Genomic DNA, 17,728 nt, shown 5'->3' with positions numbered 1-17,728 from the left:
GGCCCGGGAATGATCGCGCTGATCGGGCTCGTGGTCGGCGTCACGCTGGGCTTCCTGATCCAGCCGGACGTCCCGCTCTGGCTCCAGCCCTACCTGCCGATCGCGATCGTGGCGGCGCTCGACGCCATGTTCGGCGGCGTCCGGGCCCGGCTGGAGGGGATCTTCGACGAGAAGGTCTTCACGGTGTCCTTCGTGAGCAACACCGTCATCGCCGCGCTGATCGTCTTCCTGGGGGACAAGCTCGGCGTCGGCTCGCAGCTGTCCACCGGCGTCGTGGTCGTCCTCGGCATCCGGATCTTCTCCAACGCCGCGGCCATCCGGCGGAAGCTGTTCGGCGCGTGACCGGCGGCGAGGCCACCCGGCACGGCGGGACCGCGCCGGAGGACGAGCGGGTCCTTGAGGACGAGCAGGTCCCTGAGGACGAGCAGGCGCGCGAGGAGGGACCGGTGCCGGCGGAGCCCGGGGGCCTGCACGCCCTCGCCGACCTGCTGCGCCCGCGCTTCAGCGGGGGGCAGCTCGTCGGCGGGCTCCTGTGCCTCGTCCTCGGATTCGCGGTCGCCGCCCAGGTGCGCTCGACCGAGCACGACACCACGTTCGCCACCGCGCGGCAGGACGAGCTCGTCGGCATCCTGGCGGATCTGGGCCAGCGCTCCGAGCGGCTGAGAGGCGACCTGCGCGACCTGGAGGAGACCAGGGCCCGGCTGGAGCGGGACGCGGAGGGCGGGACGGCCCTGGAGGAGGCGCGCGAGCGGGCCACCACCTACGGCCTGCTCGCGGGCACGCTCCCGGCCGAGGGCCCCGGGATCGAACTGCGCATCGACGACCCCGGCGGCGGTGTGAGGGCCCTGAACCTGCTGGACGCCCTGGAGGAGCTCCGCGACGCCGGCGCCGAGGTCATCCAGGTCGGCGACGTGCGCGTCGGTGTTGACACCTACTTCCTGGACGGCCGCGACGGCATCCGCGCGGACGGCGCGCTCCTCACCGCCCCGTACCGGTTCCTGGCGATCGGCGACCCGCACACGATGACGACGGCGCTGGGCATCCCGGGCGGCCTCGTCCGCACCCTGGAGGGCGCGGGGGCCCACGTCCTGATCACCCGGCGCGCGAAGGTGTCCGTCGGCGCGGTACGGTCTCCCTAGAGGGAACGGGGGGGACGGTGGACGGACGCCGGGCCGGCACGTCGCGATCGCGGAGGTCCGCGCGGCGGCATGGACCTGCGATCATCGGCGAATGTAGTTTGGTGCAGCCGGTTCACCGTTCCAGTTGACCCCTCGGGTAATACCCGCGTAAGTTGCGGCGACCGTCGTGTGAGCGGGCGGTGAGTTGGACCGTGGCCGGGGGCGGTTCCCCGGCGTGGGTTGGGTGAAGGATGCGCGTGGCGCAGGCGGTCCCCGCTACGGCGGGCGGTCCGCGGGCGGCACGCCGATGGTAGGAGGCCGAGCCGATCGATGCCGAGCGTCTACTGCACGCAGTGCGGTCACGCCAACCCGGATGATGCCCGCTTCTGCTCGAACTGCGGCACTCCGCTGAGGGGTTCGGCGCCGCCGCCTCCCCGGGAGTCGCCGGGCGAGTCCACGTCCACGATCTCCATCGGGGGATTCGAGGCGCTGGACACCGACGCCGGCGCCGAGGAGCCGGTCGGGCCCGACCAGATGGCGATGGAGGCGCTCCCCCCGGGCACCGCGCTGCTCGTCGTGAAGCGCGGGCCCAACGCCGGCAGCCGCTTCCTGCTCGACAAGGACCGCACGTCCGCCGGCCGGCACCCCGAGAGCGACATCTTCCTGGACGACGTCACCGTCTCCCGTCGGCACGCCGAGTTCGCCCGGCAGGGCGGCGTGTTCTCCGTCCGCGACACCGGCAGCCTCAACGGCACCTACGTCAACCGGCAGCGGATCGACCAGGCCGGGCTGTCGGGCGGCGACGAGGTCCAGATCGGCAAGTTCCGGCTGGTCTTCCTGACCAACCCGGCCCACGGCTGACGGAACGCGGCGAGGACGCGGCGAACGATGGGAGGGCCCTTGAGCGCGGAGCCGGCCCGGTCCCCGATGACGATCGGGGACGTCCTCGGGCTGCTCAGGCCCGAGTTCCCCGACATCACCATCTCCAAGATCCGCTTCCTGGAGTCCGAGGGACTCGTCGAACCGGAGCGCAGCCCCTCCGGTTACCGCAAGTTCGGCGAGGCCGACGTCGAGCGGCTGCGGTACGTCCTCACCGCGCAGCGCGACCACTACATGCCGCTTCGCGTCATCAGGCAGCACCTGGAGGCGCGCGACCGGGGTGAGAGCGCCCCGCCGCTCGGCGCGCGCCGGACCGGCCCGCCCGAGCCCGACCGCCGGCGCCCGCGCACGCTCGTGGCCGCCGACACGACCGCTCCGGACCCCGCCGTGCGGCTCACGCGCCGCCAGCTCCTGGACGGCGCCGGGATCGACGAGGCCCTTCTCGCCCGCCTGGAGGAGTACGGCCTCGTCCGCCGGACCGGCGCCCACTACGAGGGCGAGGCGCTGAACATCGCGCGCGTGGCCGCCGCGCTCGGCGAGTTCGGCTTCGAGGTCCGGCACCTGCGCGCCGTCAAGGCCGCCGCCGACCGGCAGGTCGGCCTGATCGAGCAGATGGTCGCGCCGCAGCTGCGCCGCCGCAGCAGCGGCGCGCACGAGCAGGCGGCCGAGACCGCGCGGGAGATCGCCGCGCTGTCGGTGCGGCTGCACGCCGCGCTGGTCGCCGCGGGTCTGCGCGAGAGCCTCGACCACTGATCACGCGGCCGGTGGAGGATTTTGCCGCCCCCCGTGCGCCGCGAGCTGTCCGAGCCTGGGTGTACGTTGGCTACATGGTTCGGTCAGGAATCGATCCGCTGCACGTGGTGATCGAGACAGCGAGAACCAGCAGGGAGCCGCAGTGAAGCAGATGGAGGTCGTCGGCGTCCGGGTCGAGATGCCCTCCAATCAGCCGATCGTCCTGTTGAAGGAGACAGAGGGCGATCGCTACCTGCCCATCTGGATCGGGGCGGTCGAAGCGACCGCGATCGCCTTCGCCCAGCAGGGGGTGCTGCCCGCCCGGCCCCTCACCCACGACCTGTTCCGCGACGTGCTGGACGCGCTGAGCGTCCAGCTCCGCACCGTCAACATCACCGCGCTGCGCGAAGGGATCTTCTTCGCCGACCTCGTCTTCTCCAACGGCGTCGAGGTGAGCGCGCGCCCGTCCGACTCCATCGCCCTCGCGCTGCGCACCGGCGCCACGATCTTCGCCAGCGAGGACGTCCTGGAGGAGGCCGGCGTCGCCATCCCCGACGAGCAGGAGGACGAGGTCGAGAAGTTCCGCGAGTTCCTCGACACGATCTCCCCGGAGGACTTCGGCCGCGCCGGCTAGCTGTTCTGCCCTCCTGCCCGCGCGCCCGCCTGCGGATGGGTGGGTGGTGCCGTGGTGTATGTCACTCTGGAGTGCGAGTTCATGCCATGGGGCGAATGGTCGCCCATTGCGCCGGACCTGGCGGTTTTTGCGGGGGAACCATCGGGGTATGGACTGCGTGGGTGGCGAAGGTGCGCAGTTTGCCCACGTGAAGCCGGTTCATCCGGGCATGCGACGCGCCGACGATGAACGTTGACCACACCCTGACCGGCACCTACCGTGCTGGTGGAACACCCGTGGTGTAATTCGTCAAACCCCCTTGACGAGCCGCCGCGGGATGATAGAAGCCGGAGGTCCGCGTGGCGGTGAGCAGCGGCGAGGGCAAGGCGACCCCCGACAGGCGCGTGGCGTCCCGCCGTGCCGGAGAGCAGGGCCTGCTCTTCGACACCCAGGTGTCGGCGCCGCCGGAGGACGTCGGCTACCGCGGCCCGACGGCGTGCGCCGCGGCGGGGATCACCTATCGGCAACTCGACTACTGGGCCCGCACCAAGCTGGTGGAGCCCAGCGTGCGGTCGGCGCAGGGATCGGGCAGCCAGCGGCTGTACAGCTTCCGCGACGTCCTGGTCCTGAAGGTCGTCAAGCGGCTCCTGGACACCGGCGTCTCGCTGCAGCAGATACGCACGGCCGTCTCCCACCTGCGCGACCGCGGCGTCCAGGACCTCGCCCAGATCACCCTCATGAGCGACGGCGTCAGCGTCTACGAGTGCACCTCTCCCGACGAGGTCGTCGACCTCCTCCAGGGCGGGCAGGGCGTGTTCGGCATCGCGCTCGGGCGGGTGTGGCAGGAGGTGGAGGGCAGTCTGGCGGAACTGCCCGCTGAACGCGCCTCCACCGGCGACGACGACCCCTCCGGACACCACCACGACGAACTGGCCGACCGGCGGCGCGCCCGCCGCACCGGCTGAGGCCGACGCCTCAGAGCGCTTCTTTGCGCTGCAGGAAGGCGAACGCCCCCCATCCCGGCAGGACCGGCAGCCACAGCGTCAGGAGCCGGTAGAGCAGCACCGCCGACGTGGCCGTCTCCGCCGTCAGCCCCGAGATCGTCAACGCCAGCGTGAGGGCGCCCTCCACGGCCCCGAGCCCGCCCGGCGTCGGCGCCGCCGACCCGACCGCGTTCGCGGTCAGGAACACCAGCACCACCGTCGTCCACGGCAGCGAACCGCCGAACGCCCGGATCGACGCGTCGAGGCACAGCGTGAACGCCAGCGTCAGCAGCAGGGTGCCGCCCATGCCGGTGGACAGCTTCCGCGGCGACTGCAGGACGTCCACCAGGCGCGGAACCACGCCCGAGAACATGGCCCGCAGCCGCGAGGCGACCACCCGCCGCACCCGCGGCACCGTCAGCGCGAGCCCCGCCAGCAGCCCCAGCCCGAGCACCGCGAGCACGATCGTCCGGGACGGGGCGAGGTCGTGCGTCGCCTTCGCCGTCGAACCGGTCAGGAACCCGAACAGCACCAGCAGCAGGATGTGGGTGACCAGCCCCACGAGCTGGGACGCGCCCACGCTCGCGACGGCGAGGGCGGGCCGGACGCCCGAGCGCTGCAGGTAGCGCGTGTTGACGGCGACGCCGCCGACGGCCGCCGGCGCGACCAGCTTCACGAACGACGCGGCCAGCTGCGCCAGGACCGTCCGCCCCAGCGGCAGCCGTTCGGGGACGAACCCCATCAGCATGAACGCGGCGGCCACGTAGGTGAGCGCCGCGGCCCCCAGCGCCGCCGCCACCCAGTGCCAGCTCGCCGTGGCCGCCAGGTGGCCGATGTCCAGGCTCGTCACCTGCGGGATGACGATGTACGCCGCGACCGACAGCGCCACGATGCTGACGATGGTCCGCGGCTGGAACCGCTCCAGCCTGGCCGGCGGCGCCTCCGTCTCCGGCTTCAGCCGGACGATCTGCTCCCGGATGCGGGTGAGCAGGTCCTTGTTGTGCCGCAGCGCGGTGCGGGTCGCCCGCGACAGCGCCACCCGCTGGAGCAGCGGCACCGCCCCGCCGAGGGCCTCCTCGCCCAGCACCGGCGCCGCCGTCCGCACCGCCCGTTCCGGCCCCGTGCGCAGTGCCAGCGTCGTGAGCAGCTGCGCGAGGTCCAGGCGCAGCGCCAGGTCGCCGGCCGCCGTCTCCCCGGACCGCAGGTCGGTGAGGTAGGCGAGGCCGTCGTCGCCGACGAGGACCGCCTCGCCCTCCAGTCTCCGGTGCGCGAGCCGACCCGCCTGCAGCGACCGGAACTGCCGCCACACGTCCGTCAGCAGCTCGTCGGTGATCTCCTCGCCGGGGACGTCCCCGAGCCGCCGCCCCGGGACGTGCTCGTAGGCCAGCAGCGCCGCCTCGGTGCCGGCCTCGCAGGTGCCGACGAGCCGCGGCGTCCGGGCGCCCGCGGCGTCCACCGCGTACGCCATCAGCGACTCCAGCTCCAGGGACCGGCGCAGCGACCGCAGCGTCCGCCCCGTCGTCGCCCCGCGCAGCCGCAGCAGCCGCCAGACGCGGTAGAGCAGGCCGGCGGACTGCTGGTCGCGGTCCAGGACGCGGACCTCCACGTCCCAGTCGCCGTGCGGCTCCCGTCCCGCCGGGAGCCGGGCGCCGTACGCGCCGCGCGGGGAGGGGGCGAGGGCGACGCCGTAGCGGCGGGTCTCGTCGGCGTCGTGCGTGCCGTCCAGGCGCGCCCCCGCAGCGGGCGCAGCCCGAGCCGTTCGAGCGCGGCCACCACGGCCGCGCCCGGCGGGCGCGGGTTCGGCGTCCCGACCGCGTAGAGGGCGCCGTGGCCGATGGCGCGGCCGAGCAGGTAGGTGGCCGCCAGCGCGGCGACGGAGGCGTAGGACGCGGTCAGCCCCGTCAGCGCAGCCAGCCCGATCATGGTCCAGGTCGCGGCCTGCCAGCGGGCGCGGCCCGCCATCCCGACCGCGCTGACGAACGCGATCACCGGGGCGATGTCGGTGTGCACCGGCGCGGTCTCGGTGCCGCCCCAGATCAGCGAGTCGAGCACGCCGCCCGGCGCGGCCCGCACCACCAGGTCGTCCAGGCCCACCGTGATCCCGAAGGCGATCATCGCCGCCAGCAGCGCGACGGCCACGCGCATGCCGTCCTTGTGGAACAGCCGCTCGATCGCGAACGCGACCGGCACGGCCAGCACCCCGAAGCTGGACACCAGCGTCGCCAGCGTCAGCAGCAGCCGCGGCGCGTGCGCGGTGCCCTGCGCGATGTCGGTCTGCAGGCCGTGGGTCGTCTGCTGCGCGATCGACACCAGCAGCATCACCGCCGCCAGCCCCACCACGGACGCCGCGAACCGGATGGCGTCGGAGGACCGGCGGATCCGGTACGGCTGCGCGGGCTCGTCGACCGTCGCGCCCGCGGCCGCACCCTGCACCGGGCGCACCGCGTCGTCGTGGGTCTGTGTCACGCCGTACCGCCGCCCTGACCATCCGCCATCGTGATCAGCGTCCCAGACCCGGCGGCGCGCCGTCGAGTCGCGGGGCCGCCCCCGGGACGCGCGTCCATCCCGCAGCCTCATCCGCCCGCCCCCCGTGCGGTCCGGGACCGTCGCGGCCCAGGTGAGTCAGCACATGGTACTCGCCGGTACAGCGCCGGCGACGGAGGGCGGGGCCTCTTGCGGCGGGCCGGAACGACGTCGCGGACGCACCTTTGGGTAGGGTTCGACCTAGGACATGCCGTCGACCCTGTGCGGGAGAGACCCCACGCCGCCAGCGTGGGGCGCCGAAGGAGCAACCTCCCCGGAACCTCTCAGGCAAAAGGACCGTGCGGGCGAGGCACCTCTGGAAAGCAGGCGTCGGTCCCCGCGCGCGGGGAGGGGCGGCTCACCGAAGGGGAAACCCCGCCGCGCGGGTGAAGCTCTCAGGTGCCGATGACAGAGGGGGAGACCGGCCGCCGGCCGCGCCGGCGGCGCACCTGAGCGACCGCAGCAGCCAGGAGGCCCTCCATGACCGCCCAGTTCTTCGCCCCTGTGGCCGCGCCGCAGCACCCCCGGACGGCGTTCGCCGACCGGCACATCGGCCCTTCGCCGGACGACCAGGCGAGGATGCTGGCCGCCATCGGCTACTCCGGCGCCGAGGCTCTGATCGACAGGGCGGTCCCCGCCGCGATCCGCACGTCCCGGCCCCTGGACCTGCCGCCCGCGCTGAGCGAGACCGCCGCGCTGGACCGGCTCCGCGAGCTGGCGTCCCGCAGCACCGTCCTCACGTCCATGATCGGGCTCGGCTACCACGGGACGACCACGCCCGGGGTGATCATGAGGAACGTGCTGGAGAACCCGGGCTGGTACACCGCCTACACGCCCTACCAGCCCGAGATCTCCCAGGGGCGCCTCGAAGCCCTGCTGAACTTCCAGACGGTCGTGGGCGACCTGACCGGACTGCCCGTCGCCAACGCCTCCATGCTGGACGAGGGCACCGCCGCCGCCGAGGCCATGGCCCTCGCCCACCGCGTCTCCAGGCGCAGGGAGCCCGGGACGTTCCTCGTCGACATCGACACCCTCCCGCAGACGATCGAGGTCGTCCGGACCCGCGCGATCCCGCTCGGCATCGAGGTCGTCATCGCCGACCTGTCCGGCGGCCTCCCCGCCGGCGACTTCTTCGGCGTGCTGCTGCAGTACCCCGGCGCGTCCGGCGCCGTCCGCGACCTGGAGCCGGTCATCGCGCAGGCCCACGAGCGCGGTGCCAAGGCCGTCGTCGCCGCCGACCTGCTCGCGCTGACGCTGCTGCGCCCCCCGGGCGAGTGCGGCGCCGACATCGCGGTGGGCTCCGCGCAGCGGTTCGGCGTCCCCTACGGGTTCGGCGGCCCGCACGCCGGCTACATGGCGGTCGGTGAGGGCATCCAGCGCCAGCTCCCCGGACGGCTCGTCGGCGTGTCCGTCGACGCCGACGGCGCCACCGCCTACCGGCTGGCGCTGCAGACCCGCGAGCAGCACATCCGCCGCGAGAAGGCCACCAGCAACATCTGCACCGCCCAGGTCCTGCTCGCCGTGATGGCGAGCATGTACGCCGTCTACCACGGCCCCGAGGGGCTGGCGGCGATCGCGCAGCGGACGCACCGCCGCGCCGCCGAGATCGCCGCGGGGCTGCGCGCCGCCGGCGTCGAGGTCGTGCACGACTCGTTCTTCGACACCGTCCTGGCCCGCGTGCCCGGCCGCGCCGCCGCGGTCGTCGAGGCCGCCCGCGAGCGCGGGATCAACCTGCGCCCGGACGGGCCCGACCACGTCGCGGCCGCCTGCGACGAGACGACGCGGCCCGAGCACGTCGCGGCCGTGCTGGAGGCGTTCGGCGCCGCCGTGCCCGGCGAGGTCCCCGAGGCGTTCCCGGACGCCCTGCGCCGCGAGAGCCCCTACCTGACCCACCCCGTCTTCCACGCGCACCGCTCCGAGACCGCGATGCTGCGCTACCTGCGCAGGCTCCAGGACAAGGACATCGCGCTCGACCGCTCCATGATCCCGCTCGGCTCCTGCACGATGAAGCTGAACGCGACCGCCGAGATGGAGCCGATCACCTGGCCGCAGTTCGCGGACCTCCACCCGTTCGCGCCGCTCGACCAGGCCGCCGGCTACGTCGAGCTGATCGGCGAGCTGGAGGGCTTCCTCGCCGAGATCACCGGGTACGCGAAGGTCTCCGTCCAGCCGAACGCCGGCTCCCAGGGCGAACTGGCCGGGCTGCTCGCCATCCGCGGCTACCACGCCTCCCGCGGCGAGGAGCACCGCGACGTCTGCCTGATCCCGTCCTCGGCGCACGGCACCAACGCCGCCAGCGCCGTCATGGCCGGGATGCGGGTCGTCGTCGTGAAGTGCGACGAGGGCGGCAACGTCGACCTCGGCGACCTGCGCGCCAAGCTCGGCGAGCACGGCGACCGGCTCGCGGCGATCATGGTGACCTACCCGTCCACGCACGGCGTCTTCGAGGAGACGATCACCGAGGTCTGCGCGGCCGTGCACGACGCCGGCGGCCAGGTCTACGTCGACGGCGCCAACCTCAACGCGCTCGTCGGCCTGGCCCGCCCCGGCGAGTTCGGGTCGGACGTCTCCCACCTCAACCTGCACAAGACGTTCTGCATCCCGCACGGCGGCGGCGGCCCCGGCGTCGGCCCGATCGGCGTCCGCGAGCACCTGGCCCCGTTCCTGCCCAACCACCCGCTCCGCGAGGAGGCCGGCCCCGGCACCGGCGTCGGCCCGATCTCCGCCGCCCCGTGGGGATCGGCGGGCATTCTGCCGATCTCCTGGGCCTACATCGCGATGATGGGCCCGGACGGCCTGCGCGCCGCCACCGAGGGCGCCATCATCGGCGCCAACTACCTCGCCGCCCGCCTCGCCCCGCACTACCCGATCCTCTACACCGGCCGCGACGGCCTCGTTGCGCACGAGTGCATCGCCGACCTCCGCAAGATCACCAAGGAGACGGGGATCACCGCCGAGGACGTCGCCAAGCGCCTCATCGACTACGGCTTCCACGCCCCGACCCTGTCGTTCCCCGTCGCCGGCACCCTGATGATCGAGCCCACCGAGTCCGAGGACCTCGCCGAGCTCGACCGGTTCTGCGAAGCCATGATCGAGATCCGCCGGGAGATCCAGCGCGTCGCCGACGGAGGCTACGACGCCGAGGACAACCCCCTCAAGAACGCCCCCCACACCGCCGCCTGCCTCGTCTCCGACGACTGGAAGCACGCCTACACCCGCGAGGAGGCCGCCTACCCCCTCCCGTCCCTCCGGGAGAACAAGTACTGGCCGCCCGTCCGTCGCATCGACCAGGCCTACGGCGACCGCAACCTCGTCTGCTCCTGCCCGCCCCCCGAAGCGTACGAGTAGATTCTTTTATCTCCTCCTGCTGTGCCTATGGCAGTGCCCTCCTTCTTCGGGCCTGGGGGCCCTCCATCGTCGAGAACTGCGGGCGATCGCTGGCATCGCTCCGGCTCGCCCAGGGGCTCGCTGCGCGATCAGGTTCTCGCAAGCTCGAACCTGCCTTCGGACGCGATCGCGGGCCTCGGGTTGTCGCGGGGTTGCCCAGCGGGCTGAGGTCGTTGCAGTAGTGGGTGCTGCCGGGCGTGCCTGCGGACGCGGGTGATCGCGAGGGCTTGTGGCGCTTGCGGTTGGGGGCGTCGCCTTTGGTGCGAGGGTGTCGCCCGCGCTGAGGGCGCGGGTTGGCGGGCGCTCGCATTGGTTCGGGTTGGCGGATCGGGCGTTCGGCGATGCCGCGGGTGGCTCCGGCGATGGATTTGTGATCATGGTTCGGTTTTCGGGGTGTCGGGGCGGGACGGGGCGGGGGGTGGATCGCTACGCTCTTTGCGGACCCCGACCCCCAGAGGGCAGAAGAGCGATGATCGAGTCTCCGGACGCGGTATCCGACGACGCGGCGCGACTGTGCGACGAGGCCCGCGGCCTCGCCGAGAGCGGTGAGGCGGAGCGGGCCGCGCTGCTGTTCGAGAGGGTGCTCGCGCTGGGCGACACCCCTTTCCGGGCGCGGGCGGCGCTCGGGCTGGCGGTCGTCCTGGACGACGCCGGGCACGTGGAGCGCGCCAGGGAGGCCGACCGGGCCGCGATCGCCACCGCCGACCCCGAGTACGGGCCGCGCGCCGCCTACCACCTGGCGCTCACCCACGAGCGGGCCGGCGAGCACGAGCGGGCGGCGCCCGCCTGGCGGGTCGTGGTCGACTTCGGCAACCCCGCCTACCTGCCGCCCGCCCACCTGGCCCTCGCCCGGATCGCCGACGACGCCGGCGACTTCGACGCCGCCCGCGACCACTGGGAGGCGGTGATCGCGACCGGGGACGCCGAGTACGGGCCGCCCGCCGCGCACGACCTGGCCCAGCGGCTGCTGGAGCGCGACGAGCCCGCCCGGGCCCAGCGGGTCCTGACCGCCGGGCTCAAGCTGATCGACCGGGGCGCCGACCCGTACGCGCACGGGCGGCTCGCCGTCGCGCTGGGCATCTCCTACCTCGACCAGGCGATCGGCGCGTTCGGCGCGGCGCTGGAGGAGGAGCCGTCCGACCCGGAGGTCGGGCCGCTCGCCACCGAACTGCTGGCGCGGACGCTGCCGCTGCGCGGCCGGGGCGCCGAGGCGAGCGAGGTGTGGCGGCGCGGGCTCGCCGAGCCCGGCACCGCGGGGCAGGTGCGGGCGCGGCTGCGCCGCGAGTTCGGCGACGCCGACGACGAGGGCGACGGCGACCTGTGGTGGGAGCCCGTCGTGGAGCACGCCGTGTCGGACGGCACCCTCCCCGCGCTCGCCGGCGAGGCGTTCGGCGCCCTCGACCACATGTACGCGCTGCTCGGCGTCCGGTACGCCGAGCGCCGGACGGACGACGCCCGCGAAACCCTCGGCCGGGCGGTGCGGGTGCCGGCCGGCTACGCGTGGGGCCCCCTGCTGCACGAGAGCTTCGCCGAGCGGTTCCGCCTGGCGACGGGCACGGCCGTCCCGGACTGGACCGAAGGCTAGCCGGCCGTGTTTCACAGTCCCGGCCCACCTCGCTCGCCTGGCGGCTCGCCACGTGACCGGGCCGGGGCGAACGCGGCGTCGCGTTTGCGCGCGTGGCCTGGGCCACTTCGAGACGGGCCCTACTAGCCGGCGATGGCGCGCTCGGCGATCACCTTGGTGATGCGGGCGCGGACGAGGTACTCGGTGGGGACGGCGTTGCGCCGCCCGAACTCCTCGGCCCGGTCCGCGCCCATGTAGCGGCCGCCGATGACGGTCGCCCAGCGGAGCACCTCGTCCAGGTCCTCGACGAGGGACGCCTCGGCCTGGATCAGCACGTACGAGTACGGCGGCGTCTGGTCGTCGACGCAGACGGACAGGCGCGGGTCGCGGGCGAGGACGCGGCCCTTGACGCTGCGGTGCCCCGTGTTGAACAGCAGGTCGTCGCCGTCGAGGACGAACCAGATCGGCGTCACGTGCGGCGAGCCGTCCTTGCGGGTGACGGCGGCCTTGCCGGTGCGGGTGCCCTCCATGGCGAACGCGCGCCACTCGCTGTCGCTCATCGTCTCCATGGACCCAGTCTGCCGCACGACCCGTCCGCGCCTGCCGCTACCGTGAGTCACATGAAGGTCGCGACGGCGCACGGGCCCGCAGAGGTGGTGCTGGACGAGGTGGACGACCCGGCGCTCCTGCTGGTGCTGACGCACGGGTCGAACGGGGGAGTGGAGGCCGCCGACCTGCTGGCGGTGCGGGCGGAGGCGCTGCGGCTCGGCGGCGCCGTCGCGCGGGTGACGCAGCCGTTCCGGCTCGCCGGGCGGCGGGCGCCCGGCCCGGCGGCCAAGCAGGACGAGGCGTGGCTGGAGATCGTCGCGGTGCTGCGCGAGAGGTTCGGGGACGTCCCGCTGGTGCAGGGCGGCCGGAGCAACGGGGCGCGGGTGGCGTGCCGGACGGCGGCCGCCGCGGGGGCGGCGGGCGTGGTGGCGCTGGCGTTCCCGCTGCACCCGCCGGGCAGGCCGGAGAAGACCCGGGTGGAGGAACTGCGGTCGGCGGGGGTCGAGGTCCTCGTCGTCAACGGCGACCGGGACCCGTTCGGCGTGCCCGACCCGGCGGACGCGGCGCGGGTCGCGGTCCTGCCGGGGGAGCGGCACGCCCTCGACAAGGACCCCGCGGCGGTCGGCCGGGAGGTGGAGCCGTGGCTGAGACGATGGACGGCCCGTCCGGTGCGGACGGGCCGTGAGTAGGAAGGCTCCGGGCCCGGTGCGGGCCCAGGGGCCGATGGTCGGTGGGCGTGCCCCCGAGGATGATCACCCGTTTGAACTAGTCCCCCGTGGAGACCCGCTCAAGCGGCGGACGTCGCCTGCGCGTCCGTCGGCCGGTGCGGCGCGATGACTCCCCCGTCGGGCAGCAGCTCACCGGTGTCCTCGAACAGCACGACCCCGTTGCACAGCAGGCTCCACCCCTGCTCGGGGTGTGAGGCGAGCGTGCGGGCGGCGTCGCGGTCGGGTGCGTCGTGGGAGGGACAAGGCGGCTGGTGCGGGCACATGGCGTGCCTCCGGTCTCAACTACTGGTCGGTCGTGGTGCTTTCCTGTTCTGACGCACCCCAGTGTGGTGTGGTTCGCCCCCACCGGCCATAGCCCGTTGGGACGGTTGTCCATTGGTACCGGAGTACCGGTCGGGTGTGATCCCTCCCACTCCGGGGTGCCATGCAGTAGCGTCCCTCCCGCGCGATAACGGACGAAGAACGACACGCCGCCGGAGCCTGAAACCCCTACGATGTTCGGCGGGGGAACGGGCTTTGCAGGGGTTGGGGGAGTGAGGCCGGTGCGGGTCGCGCTGTCCGTGGCGTGCTTCGACGACGTGCTGTTCCCCGGCACCGCGAAGGCCGTGACCGTGCTGCTGGAGCGGCTCGGGCACGAGGTGGCGTTCCCGCCGGGGCAGACCTGCTGCGGCCAGTTCCACTGGACGGCCGGCTACCACCGCGAGGCCGCCGGGCTCGCCCGCTCCCACGCCGCCGCGTTCGAGGGCTGCGAGGTCGTGGTGGCGCCGTCGGCGTCGTGCGCCGCGACCGTCCGCGACGACTACCCGAAGATCGCCCGGACGGCCCGCGACCCCGGCCTGGCGCGCGCGGCCGAGAGCCTCGCCGTCTACGAGCTGACGGAGTTCCTCGTCGACGTCCTCGGGGTCACCGACGTCGGCGCCTACTTCCCGCACCGGGTGACCTACCACCCGTCCTGCCGGTCCCTGCGGGCCCTCGGCGTCGGCGACCGGCCGGCGCGGCTGCTGCGAGCGGTGCGCGGCCTGGACCTGGTGGGGCTGCCGTCCGCCGAGGAGTGCTGCGGGTTCGGCGGCGCGTTCGCGATGAAGAACTCCGACGTGTCCGTCGCGATGGTGGCCGACAAGGTCAGGCACGTCCGCGACACCGGCGCCGACGTGGTCTGCGCGGTCGACGACTCGTGCCTGGCCCACATCGGCGGCGCGCTGTCGCGGCTGCGCGGCGGCGTCCGGACGATGCACCTGGCCGAGATCCTCGCGGCGACGGGGCCCGCGTGACGGGCTCCTCCCCGGGGACGACGCCCTCCTCCCCGGGAGGGAGCGGGCCCGTCCCGGCGCCGCGGCCGAAGTTCGCCGCCGCCGCGCGGCCGGAACTGGCCGACACCCGGCTGCGGCGCAACCTGCGCGGCGCGACGGCCGCGCTGCGGGGGCGGGAGGCCGCCGCGGCGGCCGAGACCGCCGACTGGGAGGACCTGCGCGAGGCCGGGCGCGCCATCGGGGACGGCGCGCTGCTCGACCTCGACGTCCACCTGGAGGAGCTGGAGCGGGCCGTCACCGAGGCCGGCGGCACCGTGCACTGGGCGGCGGACGCGGCGGAGGCGCGCCGCGTCGTCACCGGGCTGGTCCGCGCGACGGGCGCCGGGGAGGTCGTCAAGGCCGCGTCCGCGACGACGCGGGAGATCGGCCTGAACGACGCGCTGGCCCGCGCGGGGGTGACCGTCCGCGAGACCGGCGTCGCCGAGATGGCCGTGCAGCTCGGCGAGGACGCGCCGTCGCACCTGCTGTCCCCGGCCGCGCACCGCGACCGCGCGGAGATCGCCGAGCTGTTCCGGCGCGCGGTCCCGGCCGCCGGGCCCGGCCTGGCCGACGATCCCGAGGCGCTGGCCGGCGCCGCCCGCGCCCATCTGCGCGACCGTTTCCTGCGCGCCCGCGTCGCGGTCACCGGCGCGAACTTCCTGGTGGCCGAGACCGGCACCCTGGTCCTGCTGGAGTCCGAGGGCAACGCGCGGATGTGCCTGACGCTCCCCGAGACGCTGATCAGCGTCGCCGGCATCGACAAGGTCGTCCCGACATGGGATGACATGGAGGTGTTCCTTCAGCTCCTTCCGCGCTCGTCGACCGGTGACCGGATGACCCCGTACGTCTCGTCCTGGACGGGCGTGACGCCGGGCGACGGGCCGCGCGACTTCCACCTCGTCCTGCTCGACAACGGCCGCACCCGCGCCCTCGCCGACGAGGTCGGCCGCGCCGCGCTGCGCTGCATCCGCTGCTCCGCGTGCCTCAACGTCTGCCCCGTCTACGAGCGGACGGGCGGGCGCCCCTACGGGCCCGTCCACCCCGGCCCGATCGGCGCGGTGCTCACCCCGCTGACGCGCGGGGTGGAGAGCGCCGCCGACGCCTCGCTGCCCTACGCGTCCACGCTCTGCGGCGCCTGCGCCGACGTCTGCCCCGTGAAGATCGACATCCCGGACGTGCTGGTGCACCTGCGGGGGAAGGTGGTCGAGTCGCGCCGGCGGCGTCCCGTCCCGTCGCCCGAGATGGCGCTGATGCGCGGCCTCGCCTGGACGATGGGCGATCCGCGCCGCCACGAGGCGGCGGTGCGGCGGGGGGCCCGGTGGGCGCGGCTGCTGTCGCGCGGCGGGCGGATCCGCCGCCTGCCCGGCCTGCTCGGCAAGTGGACCGAGGCGCGCGACCTTCCCGCGCCGCCGGACGAGAGCTTCCGCGGCTGGTGGGACAGGACGCGGGCATGAGCTCGCGCGATGAGGTGCTGCGCCGGGTCCGCGAGGCGGTCGGCGGGGCGCGCGGCGCCCGCCCGCCGGTGCCGCGCGGCTACGCCCGGCGGCTCGCCGCGGCCGACGCCGAGACCAGGGCCGACGTCCTCGCGCTGTTCACCGAGCGGGTCGCCGACAACCGCGCGGCGGTCCGGCACGTCGGCGCGGACGAGGCGGGCACGGCCGTGGCGGCCGCGCTGTGGGGGCGGGAGGCCAAGCAGATCGTCGTGCCGGCCGACCTGCCCTTCGGGTGGCTCGCCGAGCTGGACGGCGTGCGGGCGCTGGCCGACGCGCCGGCGGTCGACCTCGACACCCTCGCCGCCTCGGACGGCGTCGTCACCGGCTGCGCGGTCGCCGTCGCGCAGACGGGCACGGTGGTCCTGGACGGGGGCCGGGCGCAGGGGAGGCGGGCGCTCACCCTCGTCCCCGGCTACCACCTGTGCGTGGTGCACGCCGACCAGATCGTCGGAACGGTCCCGGAGGCGGTCGGACGGCTCGACCCGGCGCGGCCGCTGACGTGGATCAGCGGGCCGTCCGCCACCCACGGCATCGAGGCGGCGCGGGTCGAGGGCGCCCACGGCCCCCGCCACCTGGAGATCATCCTCATCGAGGACTGACCGGGTCCTGGCGCACGCCGCCGAGGACGACGCCGAGGCCCGCCCGGAAGCGGGCGTCCCAGTCGACCGCGCCCTCGCCGGCGGCGGTCCGGGCGGCGGCGCCCTCCTGCGCGGTGCCGCGCACCTCCAGGGCCGCGTGACCGATCACGTAGCCGAGGAGGGTGTGCGCGGCGACGGCCGCGGCGTCCTCGGCGACGCCGCCGCGGCGCAGCACCTCCCGCAGCGACGCGAGGGTGTCGGTGAGCGCGGCGGGGTTGCGGCGCGTGACGACGAGGGGGAGGACGCCCGCGTGGGCCAGCAGGCGCTCGCGGTAGCCCCCCGCCCACGCCCCCAGGACGTCCTGCCAGCGGCCGGAGGCCGAGGTGTCGGCCGGCGCCGCGGCGACGTGCGCGACCAGGCCGTCCAGGAGTTGCTCCTTGCCGCGGGGGAGGTGGTGGTAGATCGCCATCGCCTCGACCTCCAGCGCGTCGCCGAGCCGGCGCATCGTGAGGCGGCCGAGCCCCTGGCCGTCCACGATGTGCAGGGCTGCCTCGGTGATCCGTTCGATGGACAGCGGGGCGCGGTTCTGGGCGTTGATGCTGGGTTGCCTGACCATGAGTGCACACCTTACTACGTAAAGGGCCGGAGCCGGGTGTCCGCCGTCACAACACGCCGGGACGCCGCGTACGCTTACCTCGATCGAACACTGCACGACCGTCGAGGGAGTACCGCCATGCCGCTGGGTCGCCGGGTGAGCAAGGACGTCGCGGAGCCGTACGAGGCCGACCAGCGGCTGGCCGCCGAGTACGACGACCGGCTCGCGGCGGCCGGCGACGCGGAGCGGGCGCTGCGGGACGCGGAGGCCTCCGGCGACGCCGAGCCTCGGCTGCGGGAGCTGACGGCCGCGTTCGACCAGGCGATGACGGCCGTGCTCGCCGCCGCCGAGGCGGCCGAGCGGGTCGCGATGGGCCCGAAGGTGTACTCGACGGAGGCGCAGGACGCCAAGGCCCGCCGCGCCGCCGAGATCGCCTACCGCAAGGCCAAGGCGCGCCCGGCGGTGCGCCCGTGGACCGACGAGGTCGACCGGCTGCGCACGGCGCGCGAGGCGCACCGCCTGAGCTTCAGGACGCGCCCCGCCGCGCGCGTGTGAGCCGCCGCGGACGCGTGCCGACACAGCTTCACCGGGTGGCACGGGCCGCCGAACTTTGAGAGTCTGCCCTCTCCGGGGAACGCCGGGGGCACTCGCGCCGCACGTCGCGCCAGCGTGACGGGGGCAGGCGCGTCCCGGCGGG

Annotated in this window: 18 protein-coding genes and 2 riboswitches; of the genes, 13 read left to right on the top strand and 5 right to left on the bottom strand. The window is 74.5% G+C overall.

The window, feature by feature from the left end; translation table 11 throughout:
• Positions 1-9: 9 nt before the first annotated feature.
• The 6 genes from ACQEU6_RS08230 to ACQEU6_RS08205 all read left to right on the top strand — a co-directional run bounded on the left by ACQEU6_RS08230 (position 10) and on the right by ACQEU6_RS08205 (position 4,307).
• Positions 10-342, top strand: coding sequence for a small basic family protein (locus ACQEU6_RS08230; RefSeq protein WP_179834833.1), 333 nt, complete (start codon positions 10-12; stop codon positions 340-342).
• Entirely contained in the window at positions 339-1,139 is an 801-nt protein-coding gene (locus ACQEU6_RS08225) for a DUF881 domain-containing protein (RefSeq protein WP_499330238.1), read from the top strand. The genes ACQEU6_RS08230 and ACQEU6_RS08225 overlap by 4 nt, the downstream gene beginning before the upstream one ends.
• 309 nt (positions 1,140-1,448) lie before the next feature.
• Complete coding sequence (locus ACQEU6_RS08220; RefSeq protein ID WP_499330237.1) at positions 1,449-1,979, top strand: double zinc ribbon and FHA domain-containing protein; 531 nt, start codon at positions 1,449-1,451, stop codon at positions 1,977-1,979.
• Positions 1,980-2,018: 39 nt separating this feature from the next.
• On the top strand, positions 2,019-2,750 hold the full coding sequence (gene ftsR, locus ACQEU6_RS08215; RefSeq protein ID WP_499330236.1) for a transcriptional regulator FtsR: 732 nt from the start codon (positions 2,019-2,021) through the stop codon (positions 2,748-2,750).
• A gap of 142 nt (positions 2,751-2,892) precedes the next feature.
• Positions 2,893-3,363, top strand: coding sequence for a bifunctional nuclease family protein (locus ACQEU6_RS08210; RefSeq protein ID WP_067886188.1), 471 nt, complete (start codon positions 2,893-2,895; stop codon positions 3,361-3,363).
• Between the two features lie 338 nt (positions 3,364-3,701).
• The gene (locus ACQEU6_RS08205; RefSeq protein ID WP_499330234.1) at positions 3,702-4,307 is read left to right on the top strand and encodes a MerR family transcriptional regulator; all 606 of its coding nucleotides are present in this window, start codon (positions 3,702-3,704) and stop codon (positions 4,305-4,307) included.
• A 10-nt stretch (positions 4,308-4,317) separates the two neighbouring features.
• On the opposite strand, the gene ACQEU6_RS08200 is transcribed toward ACQEU6_RS08205, so the two are convergent.
• Complete coding sequence (locus ACQEU6_RS08200; RefSeq protein ID WP_499340116.1) at positions 4,318-5,793, bottom strand: lysylphosphatidylglycerol synthase transmembrane domain-containing protein; 1,476 nt, start codon at positions 5,791-5,793, stop codon at positions 4,318-4,320.
• The gene (locus ACQEU6_RS08195) at positions 5,793-6,791 is read right to left on the bottom strand and encodes a hypothetical protein (RefSeq protein WP_499330232.1); all 999 of its coding nucleotides are present in this window, start codon (positions 6,789-6,791) and stop codon (positions 5,793-5,795) included. Before ACQEU6_RS08195 ends, ACQEU6_RS08200 begins: the two co-directional genes overlap by 1 nt.
• 272 nt (positions 6,792-7,063) lie before the next feature.
• A riboswitch (glycine riboswitch) is annotated at positions 7,064-7,158 on the top strand.
• Positions 7,159-7,270, top strand: a riboswitch (glycine riboswitch).
• Between the two features lie 58 nt (positions 7,271-7,328).
• Here ACQEU6_RS08195 and gcvP point away from each other — a divergent pair.
• The gene (gcvP, locus tag ACQEU6_RS08190; protein WP_499330231.1) at positions 7,329-10,196 is read left to right on the top strand and encodes an aminomethyl-transferring glycine dehydrogenase; all 2,868 of its coding nucleotides are present in this window, start codon (positions 7,329-7,331) and stop codon (positions 10,194-10,196) included.
• A 508-nt stretch (positions 10,197-10,704) separates the two neighbouring features.
• Positions 10,705-11,820 carry a tetratricopeptide repeat protein gene (locus tag ACQEU6_RS08185; RefSeq protein WP_499330230.1) on the top strand — a complete coding sequence of 372 codons (1,116 nt, stop codon included), beginning with the start codon at positions 10,705-10,707 and terminating at the stop codon, positions 11,818-11,820.
• Positions 11,821-11,942: 122 nt separating this feature from the next.
• Here the strand turns inward: ACQEU6_RS08185 and ACQEU6_RS08180 are convergent, their stop codons facing one another.
• A complete protein-coding gene (locus tag ACQEU6_RS08180; protein ID WP_499330228.1) occupies positions 11,943-12,368 on the bottom strand; it encodes a PPOX class F420-dependent oxidoreductase in 426 nt (141 codons plus the stop codon).
• Positions 12,369-12,419: 51 nt separating this feature from the next.
• On the opposite strand from ACQEU6_RS08180, the gene ACQEU6_RS08175 reads away from it, so the two are divergent.
• Entirely contained in the window at positions 12,420-13,037 is a 618-nt protein-coding gene (locus ACQEU6_RS08175; RefSeq protein WP_499330226.1) for an alpha/beta hydrolase family protein, read from the top strand.
• A gap of 98 nt (positions 13,038-13,135) precedes the next feature.
• On the opposite strand, the gene ACQEU6_RS08170 is transcribed toward ACQEU6_RS08175, so the two are convergent.
• Entirely contained in the window at positions 13,136-13,339 is a 204-nt protein-coding gene (locus ACQEU6_RS08170) for a DUF5999 family protein (RefSeq protein WP_141575683.1), read from the bottom strand.
• Between the two features lie 279 nt (positions 13,340-13,618).
• Between ACQEU6_RS08170 and ACQEU6_RS08165 the strand changes: the two genes are divergently transcribed.
• The 3 genes from ACQEU6_RS08165 to ACQEU6_RS08155 are packed head-to-tail and all read left to right on the top strand — an operon-like array spanning position 13,619 to position 16,457.
• Positions 13,619-14,347, top strand: coding sequence for a (Fe-S)-binding protein (locus ACQEU6_RS08165; RefSeq protein ID WP_499330224.1), 729 nt, complete (start codon positions 13,619-13,621; stop codon positions 14,345-14,347).
• Positions 14,344-15,819, top strand: coding sequence for a lactate utilization protein B (locus ACQEU6_RS08160; RefSeq protein ID WP_499330222.1), 1,476 nt, complete (start codon positions 14,344-14,346; stop codon positions 15,817-15,819). The genes ACQEU6_RS08165 and ACQEU6_RS08160 overlap by 4 nt, the downstream gene beginning before the upstream one ends.
• Positions 15,816-16,457 (top strand): LutC/YkgG family protein, encoded by a 642-nt coding sequence (locus ACQEU6_RS08155; RefSeq protein WP_499330221.1) that lies wholly within the window; start codon positions 15,816-15,818, stop codon positions 16,455-16,457. Before ACQEU6_RS08160 ends, ACQEU6_RS08155 begins: the two co-directional genes overlap by 4 nt.
• Here the strand turns inward: ACQEU6_RS08155 and ACQEU6_RS08150 are convergent.
• Positions 16,444-17,052: a TetR/AcrR family transcriptional regulator C-terminal domain-containing protein gene (locus ACQEU6_RS08150; protein ID WP_499330219.1), complete on the bottom strand. Its 609-nt coding sequence runs from the start codon at positions 17,050-17,052 to the stop codon at positions 16,444-16,446. The genes ACQEU6_RS08155 and ACQEU6_RS08150 overlap by 14 nt on opposite strands.
• Before the next feature lie 117 nt (positions 17,053-17,169).
• Here ACQEU6_RS08150 and ACQEU6_RS08145 point away from each other — a divergent pair, with 117 nt between their 5' ends.
• Complete coding sequence (locus tag ACQEU6_RS08145; RefSeq protein WP_499330215.1) at positions 17,170-17,586, top strand: plectin; 417 nt, start codon at positions 17,170-17,172, stop codon at positions 17,584-17,586.
• Positions 17,587-17,728 lie beyond the last annotated feature (142 nt).

The sequence above is a fragment of the Spirillospora sp. CA-108201 genome, from assembly GCF_050936235.1.
Classification (GTDB): Bacteria; Actinomycetota; Actinomycetes; order Streptosporangiales; family Streptosporangiaceae; genus Spirillospora.
The sequence above is the reverse complement of the archived record's forward strand: the minus strand, read 5'-3'. Positions and strand labels throughout refer to the sequence as shown.